15 protein-coding genes are annotated in these 21355 nt (G+C 55.1%); 11 read left to right on the forward strand and 4 right to left on the reverse strand.

Annotation, left to right across the window (positions count from 1 at the left end):
- Positions 1-21 precede the first annotated feature (21 nt).
- The 4 genes from ACR9WD_RS07275 to ACR9WD_RS07290 all read left to right on the forward strand — a co-directional run bounded on the left by ACR9WD_RS07275 (position 22) and on the right by ACR9WD_RS07290 (position 7342).
- Entirely contained in the window at positions 22-1392 is a 1371-nt protein-coding gene (locus tag ACR9WD_RS07275; protein ID WP_434923075.1) for a stealth conserved region 3 domain-containing protein, read from the forward strand.
- A gap of 156 nt (positions 1393-1548) precedes the next feature.
- Positions 1549-2010 carry an adenylyltransferase/cytidyltransferase family protein gene (locus ACR9WD_RS07280; RefSeq protein WP_038991443.1) on the forward strand — a complete coding sequence of 154 codons (462 nt, stop codon included), beginning with the start codon at positions 1549-1551 and terminating at the stop codon, positions 2008-2010.
- Positions 2011-2055: 45 nt separating this feature from the next.
- Positions 2056-3330: a CDP-glycerol glycerophosphotransferase family protein gene (locus ACR9WD_RS07285; protein WP_434923076.1), complete on the forward strand. Its 1275-nt coding sequence runs from the start codon at positions 2056-2058 to the stop codon at positions 3328-3330.
- 376 nt (positions 3331-3706) lie between these two features.
- On the forward strand, positions 3707-7342 hold the full coding sequence (locus ACR9WD_RS07290) for a CDP-glycerol glycerophosphotransferase family protein (RefSeq protein WP_434923077.1): 3636 nt from the start codon (positions 3707-3709) through the stop codon (positions 7340-7342).
- An 82-nt stretch (positions 7343-7424) separates the two neighbouring features.
- Here the strand turns inward: ACR9WD_RS07290 and ACR9WD_RS07295 are convergent, their stop codons facing one another.
- Entirely contained in the window at positions 7425-8660 is a 1236-nt protein-coding gene (locus ACR9WD_RS07295; protein ID WP_052253775.1) for a CDP-glycerol glycerophosphotransferase family protein, read from the reverse strand.
- A 383-nt stretch (positions 8661-9043) separates the two neighbouring features.
- Between ACR9WD_RS07295 and ACR9WD_RS07300 the strand changes: the two genes are divergently transcribed.
- From ACR9WD_RS07300 to mutM, 4 genes are read left to right on the forward strand one after another with little or no spacing between them, the layout of a single operon-like run.
- Positions 9044-9607, forward strand: coding sequence for a YceD family protein (locus ACR9WD_RS07300; protein WP_038991572.1), 564 nt, complete (start codon positions 9044-9046; stop codon positions 9605-9607).
- A gap of 2 nt (positions 9608-9609) precedes the next feature.
- Entirely contained in the window at positions 9610-9813 is a 204-nt protein-coding gene (gene rpmF / locus ACR9WD_RS07305; protein WP_013348816.1) for a 50S ribosomal protein L32, read from the forward strand.
- A gap of 3 nt (positions 9814-9816) precedes the next feature.
- Positions 9817-10515, forward strand: a complete 699-nt coding sequence (gene rnc, locus ACR9WD_RS07310) for a ribonuclease III (RefSeq protein ID WP_149596808.1) — start codon at positions 9817-9819, stop codon at positions 10513-10515.
- Between the two features lie 10 nt (positions 10516-10525).
- Positions 10526-11455 (forward strand): bifunctional DNA-formamidopyrimidine glycosylase/DNA-(apurinic or apyrimidinic site) lyase, encoded by a 930-nt coding sequence (gene mutM, locus ACR9WD_RS07315; RefSeq protein ID WP_285675970.1) that lies wholly within the window; start codon positions 10526-10528, stop codon positions 11453-11455.
- A 26-nt stretch (positions 11456-11481) separates the two neighbouring features.
- On the opposite strand, the gene ACR9WD_RS07320 is transcribed toward mutM, so the two are convergent.
- Positions 11482-12297, reverse strand: a complete 816-nt coding sequence (locus tag ACR9WD_RS07320; RefSeq protein WP_434923078.1) for a serine hydrolase domain-containing protein — start codon at positions 12295-12297, stop codon at positions 11482-11484.
- A gap of 149 nt (positions 12298-12446) precedes the next feature.
- Between ACR9WD_RS07320 and smc the strand changes: the two genes are divergently transcribed.
- Positions 12447-16019 (forward strand): chromosome segregation protein SMC, encoded by a 3573-nt coding sequence (gene smc / locus ACR9WD_RS07325; protein ID WP_434923079.1) that lies wholly within the window; start codon positions 12447-12449, stop codon positions 16017-16019.
- 269 nt (positions 16020-16288) lie between these two features.
- Here smc and ACR9WD_RS07330 read toward each other — a convergent pair whose 3' ends face one another.
- Complete coding sequence (locus ACR9WD_RS07330; RefSeq protein WP_434923080.1) at positions 16289-18250, reverse strand: cell wall-binding repeat-containing protein; 1962 nt, start codon at positions 18248-18250, stop codon at positions 16289-16291.
- Here ACR9WD_RS07330 and ACR9WD_RS07335 point away from each other — a divergent pair.
- Positions 18240-18392: a hypothetical protein gene (locus tag ACR9WD_RS07335; RefSeq protein WP_434923081.1), complete on the forward strand. Its 153-nt coding sequence runs from the start codon at positions 18240-18242 to the stop codon at positions 18390-18392. The two genes, ACR9WD_RS07330 and ACR9WD_RS07335, sit on opposite strands and share 11 nt — an antisense overlap.
- Positions 18393-18633: 241 nt before the next feature.
- On the opposite strand, the gene ACR9WD_RS07340 is transcribed toward ACR9WD_RS07335, so the two are convergent.
- A complete protein-coding gene (locus tag ACR9WD_RS07340; protein WP_434923082.1) occupies positions 18634-19869 on the reverse strand; it encodes an MFS transporter in 1236 nt (411 codons plus the stop codon).
- 176 nt (positions 19870-20045) lie between these two features.
- Here ACR9WD_RS07340 and ftsY point away from each other — a divergent pair, with 176 nt between their 5' ends.
- A complete protein-coding gene (ftsY, locus tag ACR9WD_RS07345; protein WP_434923083.1) occupies positions 20046-21227 on the forward strand; it encodes a signal recognition particle-docking protein FtsY in 1182 nt (393 codons plus the stop codon).
- The last annotated feature ends 128 nt before the right edge of the window (positions 21228-21355 follow it).

Here is a 21355-nt window from a genome sequence, read left to right on the forward strand (position 1 = left end):
AAGTGCTGGATGGTGTGAGATTTGAGTTTCCGTGGATGGAGGGGCCAGCTTGGTCGTAAGCTACCCGATGCCTTCTGGGAGAAAGTACTTGCATGGTCTACCAGAGATCAAAGTTCAGCAGATCTTGATATCGAACAAATCCGTTCGGCCAATGTGGATGCTTCCCGCGCAATGGCGACCTCGTTAGGGGTCGCGTACCTGGATGACACGCTACGTGGCGTTTCGACGGTTGCGAAGTCGGGCTGGCAAAAGCTTTCCACAGCACTGCAGGGCGCTGGCTACAAGCTGACTAGAGTGAGTTTGGACGCAGCTAGCTATGGTGCATTAAGCGTATGGGCAGTTCACGGTCAGATGCCTGGGCGACGCACGCCAGTAGGACGCCATTCGGGTCTAGGGGCGATATGGGCGGTTTATTCAGATGGCAAGTCACTAATGCCAGATATCCAGGATTTCACTGAGCCGGTCGATGTTGTATACACGTGGGTTGATTCGGCAGATCCGGTTTGGCAAGAAGCATATCGAGAATTCAAGCAGTCAATCCCAGCCGGCGCATCTCATCCGAGTAGCCGCGATTTGGCACGATACACGTCTCGCGACGAATTGAAGTACTCCTTGCGTTCCCTGGAAATGAATATGCCATGGATTCGCAATATCTATTTAGTGACGGCAGGTCAAGCCCCTGATTGGCTCAATACAGAGAATTCCAAGATCAAGCTGGTGAGTCACAGCGAGATTTTTGATTCGCCGCTTGAATGCTTACCGACTTTCAACTCGCATGCGATTGAAACGCAAATTTCTAATATCGAGGGCCTGTCGGAGTATTTCATTTATGTGAATGACGACATCTTTTTTGGGCGTCCGATGTCACCCAACGTGTTCTATACCGGCAGCGGTTCGGTCAAGTATTCGTTGGCCAAGGCGCATTATGCCGAAGCATCGAACCCCCGGCTTGCGGTAAATCTAGCAGCCCAGCTTAATGCCGATCTGATTCAGGATAAGTATGGGAAGACCACTGCCCTGAAGTTCCGCCACGTTGCGCACCCGCAGCGGAAGAGCGTCCATGAAATAATCAGGCGTTCGTTTACCGAAGAAGTTGATGCCACCGCAAAGCATAAATTTAGGCACGTAGAAGATATTTCATTACCGTCCTCACTGGCACATTACGTGGCAGCAGCTGAAGGCATCGGCGTTCCTGTGGATATCGATTATTCCTACGTTGATCTCGGCGGCGAACATTTGCCAATGAATCTCTTTCGGCTGGTGCGCGGGCGTGGCAAACAGATGTTCTGCTTCAATGAAGTGTCGAGCGTCAGCGGAACCGAAAAACGTGGACAGATGGCAAAGAGCGTTCTCGACACGCTGTTCCCGTACAAGTCTTCTTTCGAGAAGTAGTCCGGAAGCACTCAGGTTTCATCAAGTTGGGCGTGACAAACTTGTGAAGCATTATTTATCGTTCAAGTAACAAAAGTGCCAGGTGCTGCGTTGCAGCGACGGGTGCGGTAGTCCTACAGAATTAGTGCTACCGGTAATAACAGCAGGAGGCAACCAATGACCAAGACGGTACTGACTTATGGAACATTCGACCTTTTCCATATTGGCCATCTCAACATCTTGAAGCGTCTGAAAGAAAAGGGCGACCGATTGGTAGTTGGCGTATCCACGGACGAGTTCAATGCAATCAAGGGTAAGAAGCCCGTTGTACCGTTCGAACAGCGCCGTGAAATCGTGCAGGCCATCAAGTACGTTGATCTTGCGATCCCAGAAGAAAATTGGGAACAGAAGCGCCTGGATATCAAGAAGTATGATGCCAAGGTGTTTGGCATTGGTGAGGACTGGAAGGGAAAGTTCGACGACCTTGGTGATGAAGTCGAGGTTGTTTACCTTCCTCGTACCTCGGGAATCTCAACTACCGAGATGAAACGTGTCCTGAGCCAATTTGATGAACGCCACGTGGATTCCTTGAAGGACACGCTAGACACCCTGAGCCAGATCGTTAAAGAACTGAGCTAGTTAGCCCGTTTGCACTCCTGCTTTTCTAGATTTTTGAAAGTTCCCATGTCTAGCGACCATATTTCAGCCACCATTAAGTCCAGCGTCAAGAACGCGCTTCGGAAAGTGGGGCGCAGGCCAGAGGCAAGACGACTATCAAGGGTCATGGGTCTCACCGCCCGCCCTGGCAGCCTCAACGTTGGTGTTTCCGATATTCCTGTACCTGGAACCGTTGCGGTGTACTTCGGCGATGGTGCGGATAAGATCTACCAAGTAACTCAGTGGTTACCAGTGCTCGAAGAACTTCATGCAAAGCAAGAAGTTCTGCTGGTCTTCCGTACCCTGAGCGCTTTCAAAGCTGCTGAGAAATTCACGGATCTTCCGAAGATCTACATCCGCCGTTTTTCAGATCTCATGGATTTGTATGACGACAACGAGTTGAAGTTGGTCATCTATACGAATAACTCGCGTACCAACTTCCAGTCCCTTGACCACCCTCGTTTGGTGCATGTCCACGTGAATCACGGCGAAAGCGACAAGCTGTCGATGGTTTCAAACAAGGCAAAGGCCTACGACAAAGTCTTTGTTGCGGGTCCAGCAGCTATCAAACGCCATGAGGCCATGCTGATCGACTTTGACCACAGCAAGCTTGAGGTCACCGGTCGTCCGCAACTGGACATTGATTTTAAGCCTGAACTGGATCCCAGTGACAAGCTGGATGTCATGTACGCGCCAACGTGGGAAGGCGAAAACGAGGATAACAACTACACCTCGTTGGATAAGTACGGTGTTTCCATCGTCGAAGCATTGCTGGCGAATCCCAATTGGCGGGTTATCTACAAGCCCCATCCGCGGATCCAGACAAGCAAGAATCATGGTGTTGCCCAAGCGCACTCGCGTATCATGGAACTCATCGCGATCGCCAATGAATCGGGGGCCGATCACGTCATTTCCGAACAGGGCAATATTTTGGCGATGTTCGAATCCACCGATGCACTGATAACAGACGTTTCAAGTGTCGGGCTGGACTATTTGTACCTGCATCCTGCCAACCCACTGGTGATTTCAGATCGTCGTACGAATCGTGAAATTCTGCATAGGGACGCCCCGATTGCTAAGGCTTGTCACGTTATTGATCGTGACTCCGTGCTCAACGTGCGTGAAGTTCTTAATGATGCGCTGGTCCACGACCGGCATAAAGAACAGCGCCTAGAAATGCGCAAGTTCTACTTTGGTGAATTAAGCCGAGGCGATTCCACCAAGCGCTTCCAGCAAGTAATCGAGAGGCTCATCGACGAACGCCAGAGCAAACTGCAAAACTTCCGTGGTTGGCACAGTTAATCACTGTTGCCATTGGTACGACCCCAAATCACAATACCTGTGGATTTGGGGTCGTCTTTATTGCAGATGTGTTTTCACACTAACAACACTCGGTCCTTAATTAGGCAATTCTGACATGCTGTGAGAGAGAATCGGATGATAGATAGGCTCCGTATTATTGGCGCCTATTGGTTAGACCCCCTTCTGAAGGACCCCGGTGGATATTTTTCGTACGCGTGTAGCTCTCGGCGTAGGCCGTCGAATCGAACGACTAGGTAGATACCGTATCGCGGCTATCTACTACGGTCAGGCACTTAACACAGGCCTCACTAAGTCTGCTGAAGTGCAATTCCGCTACGGATTCAGCTTGTACAAGTGCAAGCAGTACCAGGCTGCCATGAATGAGCTTGAATCTGCCATTGCTCGTCAGCCGCATCGTTACGGGTGGATCCAAACGCTCGCATTGAACATGCAGCGAATGAAAAAGTACGAGCGCTCGCTAGAACTTTTTGCAGCTGCTTGCGAAGGCGACCCAAGCAAAATCACTTGGCGGATTCGTTGGGCACGTTGCGCTCGTTTGGCCCGAAAATCAGATCTCGCCTCTGCCATCCTGGACGGTTTGGTGGCAGATTTCCCGAGCGATCCAGCAGCTTCGGCAGCTATCGCTAAGTTCCTGCTGGAGACCGGGCAACGCTGGCGTGAATTGGATGTTCGGCTGCAATATGAAAGCCAGCATGTCGACGACGCAAATTGGATGTTCCTGACCGGCCAGGCAGCCTCCTTCATGTCCCGTTTTGGGTTGGCTGAAGAGTACTTCCAAAAGGCGTTGGACCTCGATGACCAGCAACCCAAGTACTGGTACGGGCTTGGTCGTTGTTTAGAAGAATTGGGGCAATCCACGGAAGCCCAGAACGCTTACTCTAACGCTGTGTTGAGTTCAACCGAACAGACCGTACTGAACGTTGGCGTAGGCAAAATTCATGAAAATGAAGAAGACTGGAATCGTGCACTAGACGCCTACGAGCTCGAACTGCAAAATACTTCCAGCAATACGAATTTATATCTGCTGAATTACCGTGCCGGCGAAACGGCGGCGAGACTCTTCGAATTCCGCCAAGCCAACGAATACTTCCAACGAGCCGAGAACTTCGCGGACACAGTTGAAGAGCGTGTATTGGCTGGTTATGCCCGCGGTCGACTACTCGCTCGCGCGGGAGAACACGCAGAATCGGTAGCCTGTTTCTCTAAATTTGTTGACCTATTGCCAGAGCAGAAAAGAATTGAACCAGCCGTTGCGTTGTTCCGTTATGCCCACGGACTGATGCAACTTGGCCAATTTGAGGAAGCCAGTAACCGATTCAGCGAGGCGGCTGAAGCCTGGGGGTATCTTGGCAGCAGCTTCAAAGGATCCAAATCCGCTGGCGCACGTGCCAATTACCATCGCCAGCGAGGTGCGATCGCAGCTGCTGGAGGGGATTGGGAAACTGCCGCTTCTGCATATGCGTCAGCTTTGTGGCATTCGTCCTCTACCGAACGTCAGTGGCAAGCGAAAGCTGGGCAGGCCTTCGCCCATCTAGGAAGGTTCGAATCAGCGTGTGAATACTATGCCGGCATGTTGCTTTTCACTGAGATCTCGGTGGCCGGACTGGGCAACGCCATGAAGGGCGTGGGTCGTCGGCGCGGGGCTCTGGCCATTCATGCGCGAGAAGTAGAGCCGCTAGACGAGAATCTAGTCCTATTCGAGTCGTCACATGGCAAGAATGTCCATTGCCATCCACTGGCAATCTTCCGTCAGATGCGTAAGGATCCACGTTTTGACAACTTCTGTTTCGCGTGGGTCTATAACGATTATTCAGAGGTCCCAGCCCAGCTGAGTGAAGAACCGGATGTTGCGATCATAAAGCAGCATTCCGACAAATACATTCGTTTGCTGGGAACCGCCAAGTACCTGGTGAATAACGCGACCTTCCCAACCTATTTTGCCCGTCGCGAGGGGCAACGAGTATTAAACACATGGCACGGTACGCCCTTGAAGTTCATGGGTAAGCTCGTCAAAGACGGTGTTGCCGAGCACCGAAACGTTCAGCGCAACTTCCTTCAAACAACTCACATGATGGTCCCCAATGCGCACACGCTGAAAACCCTAAGTACTGACCATGACCTTGATGGCCTGTTCCCGGCGAAGGTTGCCCTGACCGGCAGCCCTCGAATAGACCAGATGATCAATATGAGCGAAGCACGTCGGATCGAAATCCTAGAAATTCTTGGTGTTGATCCAAACAACGACAAGAAAATCGTGTTGTTTGCGCCGACTTGGCGAGGCCAGCTCAAAGATCGGTCTTATGATGTCAATGGCCTAGTCGAGGACCTGGCTGCAATGTCGCAAGGCGAGCACCACATGCTGTTCCGTGCACACCGTTTCGCTGAACAACTAATTGGTGATGCAGCCCTGGATGCAACCGTCGTGCCTGCATCCATCGACACTAACGAGCTTTTGGCAGTTGTCGATGTGTTAATCACCGACTACTCTTCAATCTTCTACGACTTCTTGCCAACTAAGAAGCCAATCATTTTCTACACGCCGGACTTCGACGCTTATGAGGATGAACGTGGTCTGTACTTCGAACGCTCTACATGGCCTGGCAACGTCTTGGACTCAATCGAAGAAGTATGCTTGGAGCTTCATCGCCAACTTGGCGATGGGGATCTCGGTGTACACGAGAACCTCGAGAAGAACGTGGCTGAGTTTGCGTCGATGGAAGATGGGAATGCCACTCAGCGAGTCATCGATTTCTTCTTCCTGGATGACGAAAGCTACCTGCTTGAGACACCGAAAGACGAGCGGATCAAGCTGCTGTTCTACCAAGGTCCTTTTAAGCCCAATGGCATCGCCACAGCATTCACCAATTTGATCGGCTCGCTGGATCCAGAGAAGTACTTGGTGTCTGTTGCTGTTGACATGGGCGCCGTTGGAAGCAATCCGGATTCATTGGAGATTCTTAACGGGCTTCCTGAACATGTCAAGATTCTTCCACGCGCCGGCGCAACGATCATGTCCGCCGAAGAACGTTGGGTTTCCGATGGTTATCACGCACATCGTGGTTTCGACTCTCCTGTAGCTGAACAGATCCACCTGAACACGATGGAACGCGAAATGCAGCGTTCCTTCGGTGATGCACGCTTTGACGTTGCTGTCGATTTCGAAGGATACTCGCGATTTTGGGCTATGTTATTTGCCGCGTCTCATACTCATGCGAAGCGCAACTACATTTACCTGCACAACGACATGGTAGGGGAGTGGAAACTGCGCTTCGGCACGATGCCGGGACTATTCGCCACCTACCGTCACTATGACCGGTTGGTTTCTGTAACTGAAAGTGTTGGTCAGCAGAACGAGCAGCAACTGAGCGAGCTATTTGGGCTTGATCCTGGCAAGTTCACCGTGTCGGAGAACTTGCTGGATCTGCGCAAGCCTTTGGAATGGTCTGAGGCATCGGATCCGGTGCATCGTTTCGAGGGCGATGGGCTAACCGTTTTTGCCAACATGGCGCGGTTGTCTCCTGAAAAGGGACAAATGAAGTTGCTTGAAGCGTTCGCGAAGATTAACGCGGATCATCCAGGAACTCGGTTGTTGATGATTGGTGATGGCCCGCTTCGCAGTGACCTGGAAACGGAGATCAAGGTACGAGGACTGACCGGGCGCGTGGTCATAACCGGTTTGTTGGCCAACCCCTTCCCAACACTGAAGACCGCTGACTGTTTCGTGTTCTCTTCTGACTATGAAGGTCAGGGACTGGCAATGATAGAAGCGATGATGCTTGGCCTACCTGCAATCTCAACCGATGTTGTTGGATCGCATAGCGTGCTCGTCGGCGGTTTCGGGCAACTTGTCGAAAATTCGGCCGAAGGATTGGTCAAGGGCATGCAGGCCTTCTTGGACGGCTACCAAGCCGAGAAGGTTTTTGACGCGCAGTTGTACCAAGACAACGCGCTTGCACAATTTGAGGAGCTGCTTAGCTTGGTGAATTCCTAGTCGTCAAAGACTGCCAAACTGGAAAGAGGTGTGTTGAAGAATCATTGATTCTTCAACACACCTCTTCGTTGGATTCGAACACCTAGGCTGCGCGCCGGCCCGGGAAGTGCGAAACCTCCGCATGGCCGTTGACCAAGTTCAGAGATTCATCAATAAAGCGCTGCATGCTGGCGCCCTTGGCAACGTCACCGAAATAGTACTCGACAACTTCTTTGAACCCAGCATTTTCTTCCAATAGTGCTGAACGAATCAACGCAGGGCTATCAGCGGACTGTGCAGCTGCTAGGGACGGCACCTTGCTCAGAGCCGGGGAATCAGAGATAGTCGCCTCCTCAGAAACCGGAGTGGTAACGAACATCGGTTTACCGGTTGCAAGGAAATCGTAGGCAACTGCAGAAATATCCGTAATGCAAATATCAGATTGGGCCCACTGCCAGCCCCAATGGGTGGTGTCGTCAAACAGGAGTCGACCAGTTGCTGTCGAATTTGCTGAATTGAGCTTATCTCGAACTCGTTCCACAGCTTGTCCATATTGCGCAGAATTGATGCCAGAACGCGGATGTGGGCGGAAGATTATGTTGAATCCGCCGTCTTTGATCAGCGCGTCAATGAGCCCTTCCCCGTGCGATAAGAGGGAACCGTAATTCATAGAAGGCCGATCGCCTTCCCACGTTGGAGCGTAAAGTACGGTGGGCAATGAGTGGTTGATCGAGTACGGCGCCAAATAATCTACGTCGATCTGCGGTCGACCGATCAATCGGGTGCGATGCTCTGAATCGAAGTTGTGCAGATGAATGCCTAAGCGATCACGCGCAGCCTGTCCAGCGGAAAAAACGTAGTCGTAGGCTTTGAGCTGGTTTGACCACATGTAGGCCTTTTCGCTCTCACCATGACTGATGAAGACGTGATCCGGTGCGTTGAAGCGCATCATCTGGAAATTGCGAATATTCTGGTTGACGTAAAACACAACACGCAAAGCTTGGGAATTAACGAGTTTTTCAACGTCTTCGATTGTCGGCGCGTAATGGACTGGAAGGGCGCATTCCTCACGTAACGCCAAAGCCGACTCAGGAAGGCGTGCAATGATGACCACTGGTACGTATTTGGCCAATTGCTTCATGGGTTCGTACCACTGGCGGATTTGATAAGCGTTAACCATGGGATCCGCAAAGTAGAGGGCAACCTGGTAACGGTCGTCGCCGCTAGGCGCATAGAAGAGCTCGGTGGCATGACGGTTGATGAACTTGCGGTGCTGACGTGCAACAAGGCGTCGACCGGCGTACGTCGCCGCATTGTTCAAGGTCTTGAGTACCTTCATGGAAGTTCCTTTGCCACTGATTTTTGGATCTAAGAACAAGCATATGGCGTGGACTTCGTAGGAGGCTGTCGACATGCTTAACGAAGCCTTTGAACCTAGGAAACTTTTAGTTAACGATCAAAATATATTCAGGTAGGGTACGCATCTACGACCGTAAAGCTTGCCGTCATAGTGGGCCGTGTTGCCAATGCGGACCAAGATAGAAGTTGAGATAAGATGTGATGAGTGCAACTTCCAAATCGCGGCCCAGAACTGGTTTGAGTTTGGGAACTTGGCCTACAGCAAGCTAAGATGAAATGTCGGACTATGTTTCTATAGGAGTCATCATTAGCGAAAAGCGTTCTGATCGATCGCCACACGGTGAACTCGATCGCAACTCGCCTCTGGTTTTTTCAACCAGGGAGCTCGGCCGTTCGCCTGGCTCGATGAAAACTCTCAAAGAGCAGGTTCCGGCGCCCACGGATGTGGGAAATGCACTCATCGGTATTCGTGGAGGATCTGAGCTTGACTTAGATCTTCGCTTTGAAGCCGTGCATGAGGGAATTCTGGTATCGGGTACCGCTACAGCGCAGATTGCTGGGGAATGTGGACGATGCCTGGAGCCCATCGAGTACGACTTCGAGGCTGATATTCAAGAGCTCTTCTACTATGAAGAGAGCGAAGAATTCGAAGACGATGATGATGTGGATCAGTATTGGGTGGTCGGTGACTTGATTGACATCGATCCGGTACTACGGAGCGCAGTGGTTACCGCCCTGCCGTTCCAGCCGGTTTGCCGGGAAGATTGCTTGGGGCTCTGCAGTGAATGCGGAATCAGCCTCAACGATGACCCCCAGCATGATCATGAGATCCTGGATCCACGTTGGGCAGCGCTAGCGCAGCTGTCCGACATTGTCGCAGAGGATGCGGCAATCGATAAAACGTCAGACAAGAGAGAAGAGAAGTAGTCGTGGCTGTTCCAAAGCGGAAGATGTCCCGTGCGAATACTCGTGCCCGCCGTTCTCAGTGGAAGGCTACCGCACCGAACCTGGTGAAGACCGTTGAAAACGGTCGCGTAACCTACAGCCTGCCTCACCAGGCTAAGGTTGTCACCGACTCGGCTGGTACCGAATTGTTCCTTGAGTACAAGGGTCGCAAGGTCGCAGACGTCTAAGACATGTCTTCTAAAGAAGAACTTATGAAGCGTCTCGGAATCAACATTGATTCCGAGACGTTTCGTCTTGCATTTACCCACCGCTCATATTCATATGAGAACGGTGGCATTCCAACAAATGAACGTCTTGAATTCCTGGGTGATTCAATTCTTGGCTTCTGCGTTGCAGAATACCTTTACGCAACTTTCCCGCTTCTGCCGGAAGGCGATCTCGCGAAACGTCGCGCGGCTATCGTCAGCACCCGTGCCTTGGCAATGATTGCCCGCGATCTGGAAGTGGGAGAGCACTTGCTCCTGGGGCGTGGTGAAGCCCAGTCCAATGGCTCAAACAAGTCATCCATTCTGGCAGACACCATGGAAGCCATCCTTGGAGCTACCTACCTGGTTCAAGGCATGGAAGCAGCACGCTCGTTTGTGCTTCGTTTCGTCACTCCGCTGCTGGAGGATCCTCGACTGCTGGGCGCGACAACTGACTGGAAGACTGTAATCCAGGAGGAAGTAGCCTCCCAAAAGCTAGGCGAGATGCACTACCGGGTCACTGGTTCCGGTCCTGACCATGCACGTACCTACCTCGCGGAGCTCCTCATCGGTGACAAGACGTACGGCGAGGGGCATGGGCCGTCCAAGAAGGAAGCCGAGCAGGAAGCGGCACACAAGACTTGGCTCATGCTGCATCCTGGTGAGCAGCTACCCAAGGGGTAGCATTTAGCGCATGCCAGAATTGCCAGAAGTTGAAGTCGTCCGCGAAGGCCTGGACAAGTGGGTTCGCACTCGAACGGTGCATACCGTTCAGGTGCTGGATCCTCGTTCTGTCCGCCGCCATACCGACGGTGTTGAAGATTTCGAACAGACCCTGAGCGGCTGTTCAATTGCTTCTGTAGTTCGCAGGGGCAAGTTCCTCTGGATGGACTTGGACGGCTTGCCTGCCCCGGCGGCCTTGGTAGCGCACCTGGGGATGAGCGGGCAACTCCTTGTTGAAGAACCTGACGCTCCCGATGAGAAGCATCTAAAAGTACGCCTATCATTGAGCAATAAATCTGGCTTCCCAAGCGAACTGCGCTTCGTTGACCAGAGAATCTTCGGCGGAATGTTCCTGTCGCCTGTCATAGCAACACCAGATGGGTTGCCTGCCGGCGCAGGTTCGCTACAGGCATCGATCCCATTAGCGGCTGCACACATCGCCAGGGACGTCATGGATCCTCACCGCAATCCCGATGACCTGTACATCGCGCTTCGCAAGAAGAATACAGAATTGAAGCGGGCCATTCTGGACCAGGGGATCATTTCAGGCGTCGGCAACATCTATGCGGATGAGGCACTGTGGCAAGCAGGCCTGTCCGGATTGCGCAGTACCGCAACAATTAGGCGTACTGAGGTTCAACGCCTCAACGATGCCTTGGTTGATGTGATGACGCGCGCCCTTGCAGCTGGCGGTACCAGCTTTGATTCCCTCTATGTAAATGTGAACGGTGCCAGCGGTTATTTCGCCAGATCATTGAACGCCTATGGGCGTGAAGGCAAGGTCTGTTTGCGGTGCGAGGAGAACGGACGAGAATCGTTGATTCGGCGCGATCCGTTTATGGGCCGTTCCTCATACAGCTGTCCCGTGTGCCAGCCACGTCCACGTCGCACACGACGCTAGCTGGCACATCGAGAACTTGTCGCAGGCTATGCAATGCGAGAATTGAGCACCTGTTCATTGAAAGGTGCCCAAGCGTCAACGGCCCACTGTCCAAAGTTCTTATCAGTGAGCGTCACACAGGCCAGACGATGCTCTGGATCCACCCAGAGGAATGTGCCGGACTGCCCAAAATGTCCGAAAGTCGACGGCGGATGGTTTGCTCCTGTCCAGTGTGGCGATTTGGACGAACGGATTTCAAACCCGAGGCCCCAATCGTTAGGGTTCTGACGCCCATAGCCAGGCAGAATTCCAGCAACGTTCTCAAAATGAACACGCGTTGCGTCACGCAATGTTTCTTGCGCCACGATAGTTGGGTTCAACAGCTCAGCTGCGAATTTTGCCAAGTCCGCGGCCGTGGAACGCCCATCCTTCGCGCAGCTGCCGGCAATCTCAGTGCTAGCCATGGCCAGGGGAGCGAAGACAGCCTCTTGTGCGTACTGGGACATGCTGATTCCAGTCTGTTGCTCCAAATGCTCTGCGAGCTTCTCGAATCCGAAATTCGAGTAGCCGCGTTTGGTCCCTACGGCAAAGCGGATCGCTTCGGAATCGAAGTCATAGCCGGCTGTATGCGCCAAGAGGTGGTGCACCGTGGAACCCTCTGGCCCTGCAGGATCTTCGAGGGTTATGGCTTCTTCTTCCAGCGCTACCAAGAACGTATAGGCACTGAGCAATTTCGTCACCGAGGCCAAGGGATAAACGCGTGCAGTATCACCGTGCTGGTCAATGATTGCCCCGTTGCCGTTGACTACCACGGAAACCGCATTGTCACTTGGCCACTGGTCAATCTGCGTCAGAATGCTCATAGAATGATCTATCCCTCGAATTTCGTCCTTGGATTTTGCGAGCACAACCAGAAAATCCCCACTGCGCTTCGCTAGAATTGCCACAAGGATTGGGTTTGGATGCCCAACCCAACTTTAGCCATTCGACCCAAACTTAGGAACTTCACGCCGTGCATCTGAAGACTCTCACCGTTCGCGGATTCAAGTCTTTTGCGTCGGCGACCAGCTTTGAATTCGAACCCGGTGTCACTGCTGTTGTCGGGCCTAACGGCTCGGGCAAATCCAATGTGGTGGATGCGCTGTCTTGGGTCATGGGGGAGCAGGGTGCCAAGACACTTCGCGGCGGCAAGATGGAAGACGTGATCTTTGCTGGCACGTCGGGTCGCCCACCGCTTGGACGTGCCCACGTTTCCTTGACCATCGATAACGCAGATGGCCAGCTGCCCATCGACTATGCAGAAGTCACTATCTCCCGCACCTTATTCCGTACCGGCGGATCCGAGTATGCGATTAATGGAAGCTCGTGCCGTCTACTGGACATTCAAGAGCTGCTCTCGGACTCCGGCCTGGGGCGGGAAATGCATGTGATTGTCGGGCAGGGGCAGCTGGACCGCATTCTGCACGCAACAGCCGAAGACCGGCGTGGCTTCATTGAAGAGGCGGCCGGCGTGCTCAAGCACCGTCGGCGCAAAGAGAAAACTCTGCGTAAACTGCAGGCAATGCAGGGAAACCTGGATCGCCTTGAGGATTTGAGCGCTGAGGTGCGGCGCCAATTGGCCCCGTTGGGACGGCAGGCGAAAATTGCTCGCCGCGCGCAGACGGTTCAGCTCGACGTCAGGGACGCAAAGTCCCGCTTGCTCGCTGATGATTTGGTCACGCTGAATAACAAGCTTGCACAAGACATCGATGACGAATCAAAGATCCAAGCTCAGCAAGAAGAGGCTACTGCGCGCCTGGAACGCGTCAAGAAGCATATCGAAGAACTCGCTTCCCAGATGGAAACCATAACCCCGCGTCTTGGGCAGATTCAGGAAACATGGGTTGCGCTGAGCACCCAGGCAGAAAGGTACCGCTCGCTGGCCGCGTTGGCTCGTGAACGAGCGAAATTGCTGGAAAGTAACGAAACTCATTTCGATTCCAGCCGAGATCCTGAGCGGTTGGAAGCCCAAGCTGAGCGAATGAGCACAGAACTTGAGGAACTAGAAGAAGCTCTTGAAGACCGCCATGAGATCCTGGCTGAAGCCGTTGAAGCTAAGGAGCAGGCAGAGGAAGCTTCGCGGGCTGAACAACAACGAATGGCTGCCATGCTTCGTGCTGCAGCGGATCGCCGCGAGGGGATGTCCCGGCTAGCCTCCCAGGTGGCTTCCGCACGTAGCCGTGTCGACGTAACTCGGGCTGAGATATCTCGCCTTCAGGAAAGTGTCCGTTCCTTCGACTCGGATCTTGAATTGGATTCGCGCTCTCACGCCGAAGTCGCCACCGATCTTGTAAAACAGCTAGCTGGAGAAGCGCAGCTGAATCTGGATTTCGAGAGTGCAGATCAAGAACATTCGGCATTGTCAGAAGCACACAACGTCGATAGCCAGCGGGAACGCGAGTTATCTGTGCATGTTTCCGGACTGCGCGCACGCCTTGATGCCCTGAAGCTGAACTCAAAACCAGATGATCAGTCCGCTCAGCTTCTTCGTTCGGCTGCTGGCAAGCTCCTGGGGCGTTTGGGCGAGCTGATTACGGTCAACCCCGGATACGAACAGGCCATCGCCGCGATATTGCGTGAGAACGCCGAAGCATTGGTAGCCAAGAACCTTGGCAACGCGCTGGAGCTCATCGAAGAGCTGCAACAGCAAGAGGCCAGTCAGGTTTTCCTGCACGCAGAGCTGTCTTCACAGGTTGCTACTGCGGCTGGCGTGGCTAACGCCGTGAGCGCTCGTGAAGTTGTCGCTGCCGATAGTGCCCTGGACAGTTTGCTTGATCAGCTTTTTGCTGGCCACTACATCATTGAGGAGATGAGCCAAGCGCCGGCAGTATTGGCGCAGCACCCGTCGGTTTTGCTCACCACCTTGGACGGCATAACTGTTTCCGCGTTGCGCAGCTCTGTGGGGGATTCAGCGGGCGCTTCCTTGATCGCTCAACAGGCATTGGTAGAACAGACGGAAACCGAACTATCCCAGTGCCAAGAAGAACTTTCATCAGTTGAACAAAGACTGGCCCAACGAGGTCCAGAGCTTTCCGTCGCCCAGCAACAGCGCGAAGACGCCTTGTCCGCTTTAACGGAATCAGACGCGACCATTGATGAACTGTCGTCATATCTGGCACGCCTCGGGCAGAAGCTGCGCAGCGCGCAATCGGATAAAGCCGCGTTGGAAGGAAAACTCGAAGCAACGCTTGAGAAGCTGGAAATTGAGCAGGAATCCCTGGAAGAGATTACCGAGCGCATGGAACTTGCTTCGACCGATCAAGACGAAGAAACCGTGGATGACGCGGCCCGGGCAGCACTGGCCGATGCCGCGGCCGCCGCCCGCCAGCAGGAATTGGAAGCCCGTTTGGCCTTGCGCAGCAGCGAAGAGCGCGTTTCTGCGTTGCGCTCACGCATCGAGGGGTTGCGCCGCACTGCGGCCGCCGAGCGAAATCACCGTGAAGTCGCCGCCCGACGCGCTGAACAGCGCAAGGCCCAGGCCGCCAATGCGAACCGCATTGAGCAAGCCGCTGAACGCGTTCTGCGTTTCATTGAAGTATCGGTATCCATGGCTGGCCAAGAACGCGAAGAGCTCGACGGCAAGAAAACCGAACTCGAATCCATGCTGGGTAGCCAGCGCAGGGAAGCGGAACAGCTCTCCGCAGAGCTCGCTCGGCTTGCGGATGCCGTGCATCGCGACGAGATGGCCCGTGCAGAACTGCGGATGCGTATTGAGAACCTTGAGACCAAGGCACTGGAAGAACTGGGATTCACCCCCGATCATCTGATTGCCAACTATGGTCCAGACCAGCTGATTCCGGAAGCTGTAGATGAAGAAGACAAGTGGGGTGCGCTGCGGCAGAGCGTTGACGAAGACGGGAACCCTGTCGGTACCCGAGCCTATGATCGCGTGGAGCAGGAAAAGCGGCTGAAGAAAGCAGAACGCGACTTAGCGGCCCTGGGCAAGGTCAACCCGCTGGCACTTGAAGAATTCGCCGCCTTGGAGGAGCGCCATAAGTTCCTGTCAGGCCAGCTCGAGGATTTGAAGAAGTCCCGCGGGGATTTGCAGCAGATCATTGCTGACGTTGATTCCCACGTTGAGCGAGTGTTCACCGAGGCCTACAACGACACAGCCGTGCAGTTCAAACGGATCTTCGATCGCCTGTTCCCAGGCGGTGAGGGACAGCTCGTGCTTACTGATCCGGAGAATATGCTCACCACCGGTATCGAGGTGGAAGCGCGTCCGGCCGGCAAGAAGATCAAGCGGCTCTCGTTGCTCTCCGGTGGCGAGCGTTCGCTGACTGCCGTCGCCTTGCTGGTCGCCATCTTCAAGGCGCGCCCTTCGCCGTTCTATGTGATGGATGAAGTTGAGGCGGCCTTGGACGATATGAACTTGGGTCGCCTGATCACGATCTTTGAAGAACTACGCGAGTCCTCCCAGCTGATTGTGATTACCCACCAGAAAAAGACCATGGAAGTGGCTGATGCGCTGTACGGTGTCACCATGCGCGGAGACGGAGTTTCCACGGTCATCAGCCAGAAGATGGATCGCGTTGTGACTTCGTAGCTCGTGCGGCAGGGCGGGGATACGCCAGGCAAACGAATCAAAATGGGTGAAGGTGTAGCAGAGCCCGAATCTTCAGGTTTGCATCAATCATGCAGCGGCCACCGGATTTATCAGCAAAGATGCTCGCCAAGCGAGGCGGTACGTCGGCTCACGGAACCGCCCGGCTGGCTTCGATCCGCTCGACGACATCATACAAAGCAAAGAAGCTCGTAGTTGCCACTAGCGGCAACTACGAGCTTCCTTACTGTGCGACGGCTAATTCGCCATGCCTACGAGCACGTATTTAGCTTTCCGTCATTCCGGTAAGCAACTGTTGAATCCAGAGCCAGCGGTCCGCCAATGAGGACGTTGGTCCAGCCTTCCATGCTGGTCAGGGCAGAGCCGATTGATTTAGGCAGGCAGGTCTTCTTGGCCAGCAGCATTGGCGCTCCGTTATAGCCTGCCGCAACAGCACCGCTGAGCCCGTCTGGGAAGTTCTTGCCGTTGGCAATGAACTGTCGCTGTGAACCATTGGGCCAGAAGGCCTTGGCGATGACAGCACTGGTGTCATATCGCGTTGCGCCGCCATAGCGGGCGATGCGGGCATTCGGAACCGCCTTGCGGATCTGGTTTTCCGCAGTCTTGGAAACCGCCAGTGGTCCGCCGGCCAAATACACGGTGGAAGGATTCAAGCGCTTCAGCTGCTTCAGGATGGCGCTCGGGACGTACTTCTTGCTGCTCAACAGCAACGGAGCCTCGCGGTCCGCCGCGACTGCCGCCATGGACAGGGCATCAGGGAACGAACGTCCCGAGGCAACAAACACGTTCTTCGCAGAGGACCAATTCGTAGCGATCTCGGCGCTGGTTCCGTAACGGGTGCTTCCCGCTTCACGCGATACCGGTGCGTACTTCTTCAATTGAGTGAACGTCTTGCTGCTGACTGCGGTCGGGCCACCTGCAATAATGATGCGCGAAGGATTCAGGCGTTTGATTTCCGCAGCTACCTCGCTGGGCAGGTACGCCTGCTTGGTCAACAGCAAAGGAGCATTGTGGCGGTTGGCCAGCGAGGTGACCGACAGCGCATCGGCGAAGTGCTCGCCGGAAGCGACAACAACAGTCTTCGCGCCATAGGGGAAGGTGCGCTTGGAGATCGCAACAGGAGTTCCGTAGCGGTTGGCACCAGACATCCGCGTTGGGCCTAAGCGGGTCGGCCACACATCCGCATTGCCGAAGTAGCTGGTGGTCAACTTGTAAGCGGTGCTGCGGCGGTTCTTTGCGAAGTCGCGCAATGAGGTCAGGTCGCCGTTCCACACGTTGGCATCCACGTTTTTGGTCGAGCCCAGCATATTGGAGTTGGAAGAATACTGCCAGACGTTGAACGTGGTCCAGCCTTCGGGAAGCTCCCGGGGGTTCTTTGCGACGTCAGCGGTCGGGAAAATGGACACATGCAGTGGCCAGGACTTGAACGCTACGGAATCACCGGTGCACTCATCCCACCAAGACTGGGCAGTGTAGATCATCGGCAGGCGGCCGGTCTTGGCCTTGACTGTATTGCCGAAGTCCTTGATCCACGCGACCATTGCCGATGGGGACATGCCGTAGCACTTATCGCCCTTGCCCTGCGGGTAAGCGGTCTTGCTGTACGGGTTCCACTCGATATCCAGCAACGGCGGCATGGTGTACCCGTCGTTGGTCCAGCCCCCGCCGTTGGCCATGAATTCCTTGGCCTGTGCAGCGCCGGACGAATGGGCAGGCATGGCGAAATGGTACGCACCGCGGATCAGGCCGGCATTGCGCGAGTTGGTGTAGTTCTGGCTGAACTTCGGGTCCTTGTACAAAGAAGAAGGCCATGACTGGGTGGCCTTGATGTAGGCGAAGCGTGCTCCGTTTGCCTTGGCGGTGGACCAGTTCACGGTGCCTTGATGGCGGGAAACATCGATTCCGAGGGTGCCCGGCGGACGCCAAGTGCGCAGCTCATCCAGGGAAGCGGGCGCACCGACATCGAAGGGAATGGAAGCGGCAGCATCATCCGAGGCCAGCTGCGCGAGATCCGCCAGCTCGGCCACGGTGGGGACGGTGGCGTCTCCGGTTTCCGCGATTCGTTTGGCACCCTGCCCCAGTTGGGCATCGAGGTGCTCCATCTCCAGTTCGTTCAGCGCCTTGTCGGCCAGCTTCACACGCTCTTTGTTGGAAAGATCTTCACCCTTGGACAGTGCGGTGGAGATTTCCTCAGCAACTGGCGTGGCCGCCACTGCAGATGTGCTCTGCGTTGGCGCCGTGGAATCAGCAACCTTGTCCCCGGTCCTGGTCAGCTCCGGCGCTTCAGATGGCGTCGAAGACGGTTCCGGCGTGTCTGTCGCGGTAGCCGCGGCAGTAGGAGACTGGCTTGATTGAGCGGAGGGTTCTTCCGCTGGCGCAGCGAAACCCGGACCCGCAGAGAGCGGGATGGAAAGTGCGGCTACGACCGCAATGGATAGGGCTTTGGATCGTCGTGTCCGGAGTGCCGGCATGGATTCCCCTGAAAAATTGAGTGCAAGTGACATGGCAAAAGCCTTTGCCAGTATATCTACCCGATGTTTTCCGGCAAGATTCCGGGAATTAATATCAGGGTGAAAAACAGTGGAAACCAAGTTCCCTATTCAGCCAATTTCACCGGCTTTATGGTTTTCGGAACCAGAAGCCACGCAATCACCCCGACCAAGCCAACTACGGCCGAAATATTGAATGCCAATTGGAAGCTGATCATATCCGCCATGGCGCCGGCCAATAGCGGACCGATAATGGAGCCGAGATCCGTGCACATCTGGAAACCGGCCAGGGCCTTGCCGCCGTTGCGTCCGGAACCAATCACGTCAGCCACGGACGCCTGCTGCGCTGGTCCAAGCAGCCCACCGCCAAGACCGGCCAGCACCGAGAAGACGATGAAGCCAACCAGGGACGTCGAATAGCCCATGGCACCAATGGACAAGAGCAGGATGCTCATCCCGAGGACAATCGGAATCTTGCGGCCAATGCTATCGGTTAGCCGGCCGGAGAACATCAGTGCGCAACCATTGCCGATGGCAAATACCGTCATGGAAATCCCGGCCGCCGTGGCGCCCATTCCTTGGCCGAAGACGGCCAAGGCGAAGAGCGGGATCATGCTGTTGCGTACGCCGAACGCCAACCAGCCGTAGCTGAATCCGGAAAACAACGCCGCGCGGTAGGCAGGGGAGCCCAGCGCCTCGCGTGTGGTCACTACCTCGATGTCTGTTTTCCTTGAACGCGGATTGGCGGCTTCGGCATCCAGTTCACGGCGGCGGCCCAACGCCATGTAGACCACGCCCGCGGCAATCACCAAGGCGGTTCCATAGATCAGGAAGGGAACTCGCATGCCCAGCGGGGCGAGGAGGGTTCCAAGAACCGGGCCAAAGACATTGCCCAAGAGGAAGGAGCCGGCGTACAAGCCGGAGATGCGTCCGCGGGATTTTTCCGGAGCCAGGCGTGCAATCAGCGCCATGGCCGAAATGGTGAACATGGTTGAGCCGAATCCGCCCAATCCGCGGGCAATCAACAGCTGGGTGTAGTCCTGCACCACCGCGCAGAGCAACGTGGATACCGCCACCAGCAGCACACCGGTGACGTAAATTCTTGGCTCGCCCAGCTTGCCTACCAGCACTCCGGCTACCGGTGCGAAAATCAAGCGGGTAAAGGCAAAGATGCTGACGATGATCGTGGCAGCCGCATTGCCGACATCAAAGCTCACCGCATACTGGGGCAGGATCGGGGCGATGAGCCCGAAACCCAAGGCGATGATGAAAGCTGCTACCAGCAGCACGCCAATTTCCTGGGGGATCGGCGGCCTGGAAGCACGGGTGGTTTTCAATGCCATATCTATTGGAGAGATGGTTCTGCCGCCAAGCGGGCAGCAACCGTCAGCCTTTCTGGAACGACGTGTCGGGCAAATCAGCCCACCAGCCAGTCTAGCCCCGGATGCCAAATACGCTTTCGCTGGTGCTGAGCGCCACATGATCCCTAAATCGTTGGAGATATGAGACGATTTAAAGCGTGTCTGATTCGCTAATATTAACCATCATCATTGTCGCGGTTGTTGCCGTGGTGGCCATTGGCGTCATTGCCTTCGTCACCAAGGGCCGCAAGCCCAAGACCCCGTATACGTCAGAGCGCGATGCAGACGACTTGCCAACCGGCCAGAGCGCTGAGGGCGATACTGATGCCGCAGCGGACACTGCCGGAGCAAGCGATGCGCCCATCGCAGTCCAGGAGCCTGCCGCACCGGCTGCACCACAGCTCGATGTTCCTGAACCAGTGCAGGGCCGCCTGGCCCGCCTGCGTGCGCGACTGACCAAGTCCAACAACATGTTCTCCAAGGGCCTGCTGGCCCTGCTCAGCCAAGACTCGATTGACGAGGATGTCTGGGAAGAGATTGAAGAGAACCTGCTGATGGCAGACCTGGGTACCGAACCTGCCCTTGAGCTTGTCGACGCGCTGCGCGAACGTGTGAAGATTGAAGGCAGCAAGGACCCAGCCCGGGTCAAGGCCATGCTCCGCGAGGAACTGCTCAAGCTGGTCGACCCGAGCCTGGACCGCAGCTACCTGCCTGAACCGCACCCGGACCGTCCGAGCGTCATCATGGTTGTCGGTGTCAACGGCGTAGGCAAGACCACCACCATCGGCAAGATGGCCCGGGTTCTCGTTGCTGAAGACAAGGACGTCCTGCTGGGCGCGGCCGACACCTTCCGCGCTGCCGCTGCAGAGCAGCTTGCCACCTGGGGTGACCGCGTGGGCGTGCCAACCGTTCGCTCGGAGATTGACGGTGCCGACCCGGCATCCGTTGCCTTTGAAGCTGTTTCCGCCGGCATTGACCAGGAAGTCGACATTGTCATGATCGACACCGCCGGCCGCCTGCAGAACAAGGTCGGCCTGATGGACGAGCTGGGCAAGATCAAGCGCGTGGTCGAGAAGAAGGCCACCATTGACGAAGTCCTGCTGGTCCTCGATGCGACCACCGGCCAGAACGGCCTGCAGCAGGCCAAGGTCTTCTCCGAAGTCGTCAACGTTTCGGGCATCGTGCTGACCAAACTCGATGGCACCGCAAAGGGCGGCATCGTCGTGGCGATCCAGCGCCAGCTCGGCGTTCCCGTAAAGCTCGTCGGCTTGGGCGAAGGCCCGGACGACCTTGCTCCATTCAACCCCGAAGATTTCGTGGACGCACTGCTCGAAGGGTAATCGCCTAAACGAAAATTCCATATCTTCCAGGTCTCCCCGCTGCTTGAAATAGCGGGGAGACCTTTGATTAAAAGGACTTCCGGTGGTGGTCTGATCTACCGTCGGTACTACGTGCGACCCACTGGGCA

It is taken from the genome of Glutamicibacter sp. PAEs-4 (assembly GCF_051161755.1).
Taxonomy (GTDB): Bacteria; Actinomycetota; Actinomycetes; order Actinomycetales; family Micrococcaceae; genus Glutamicibacter; species Glutamicibacter nicotianae.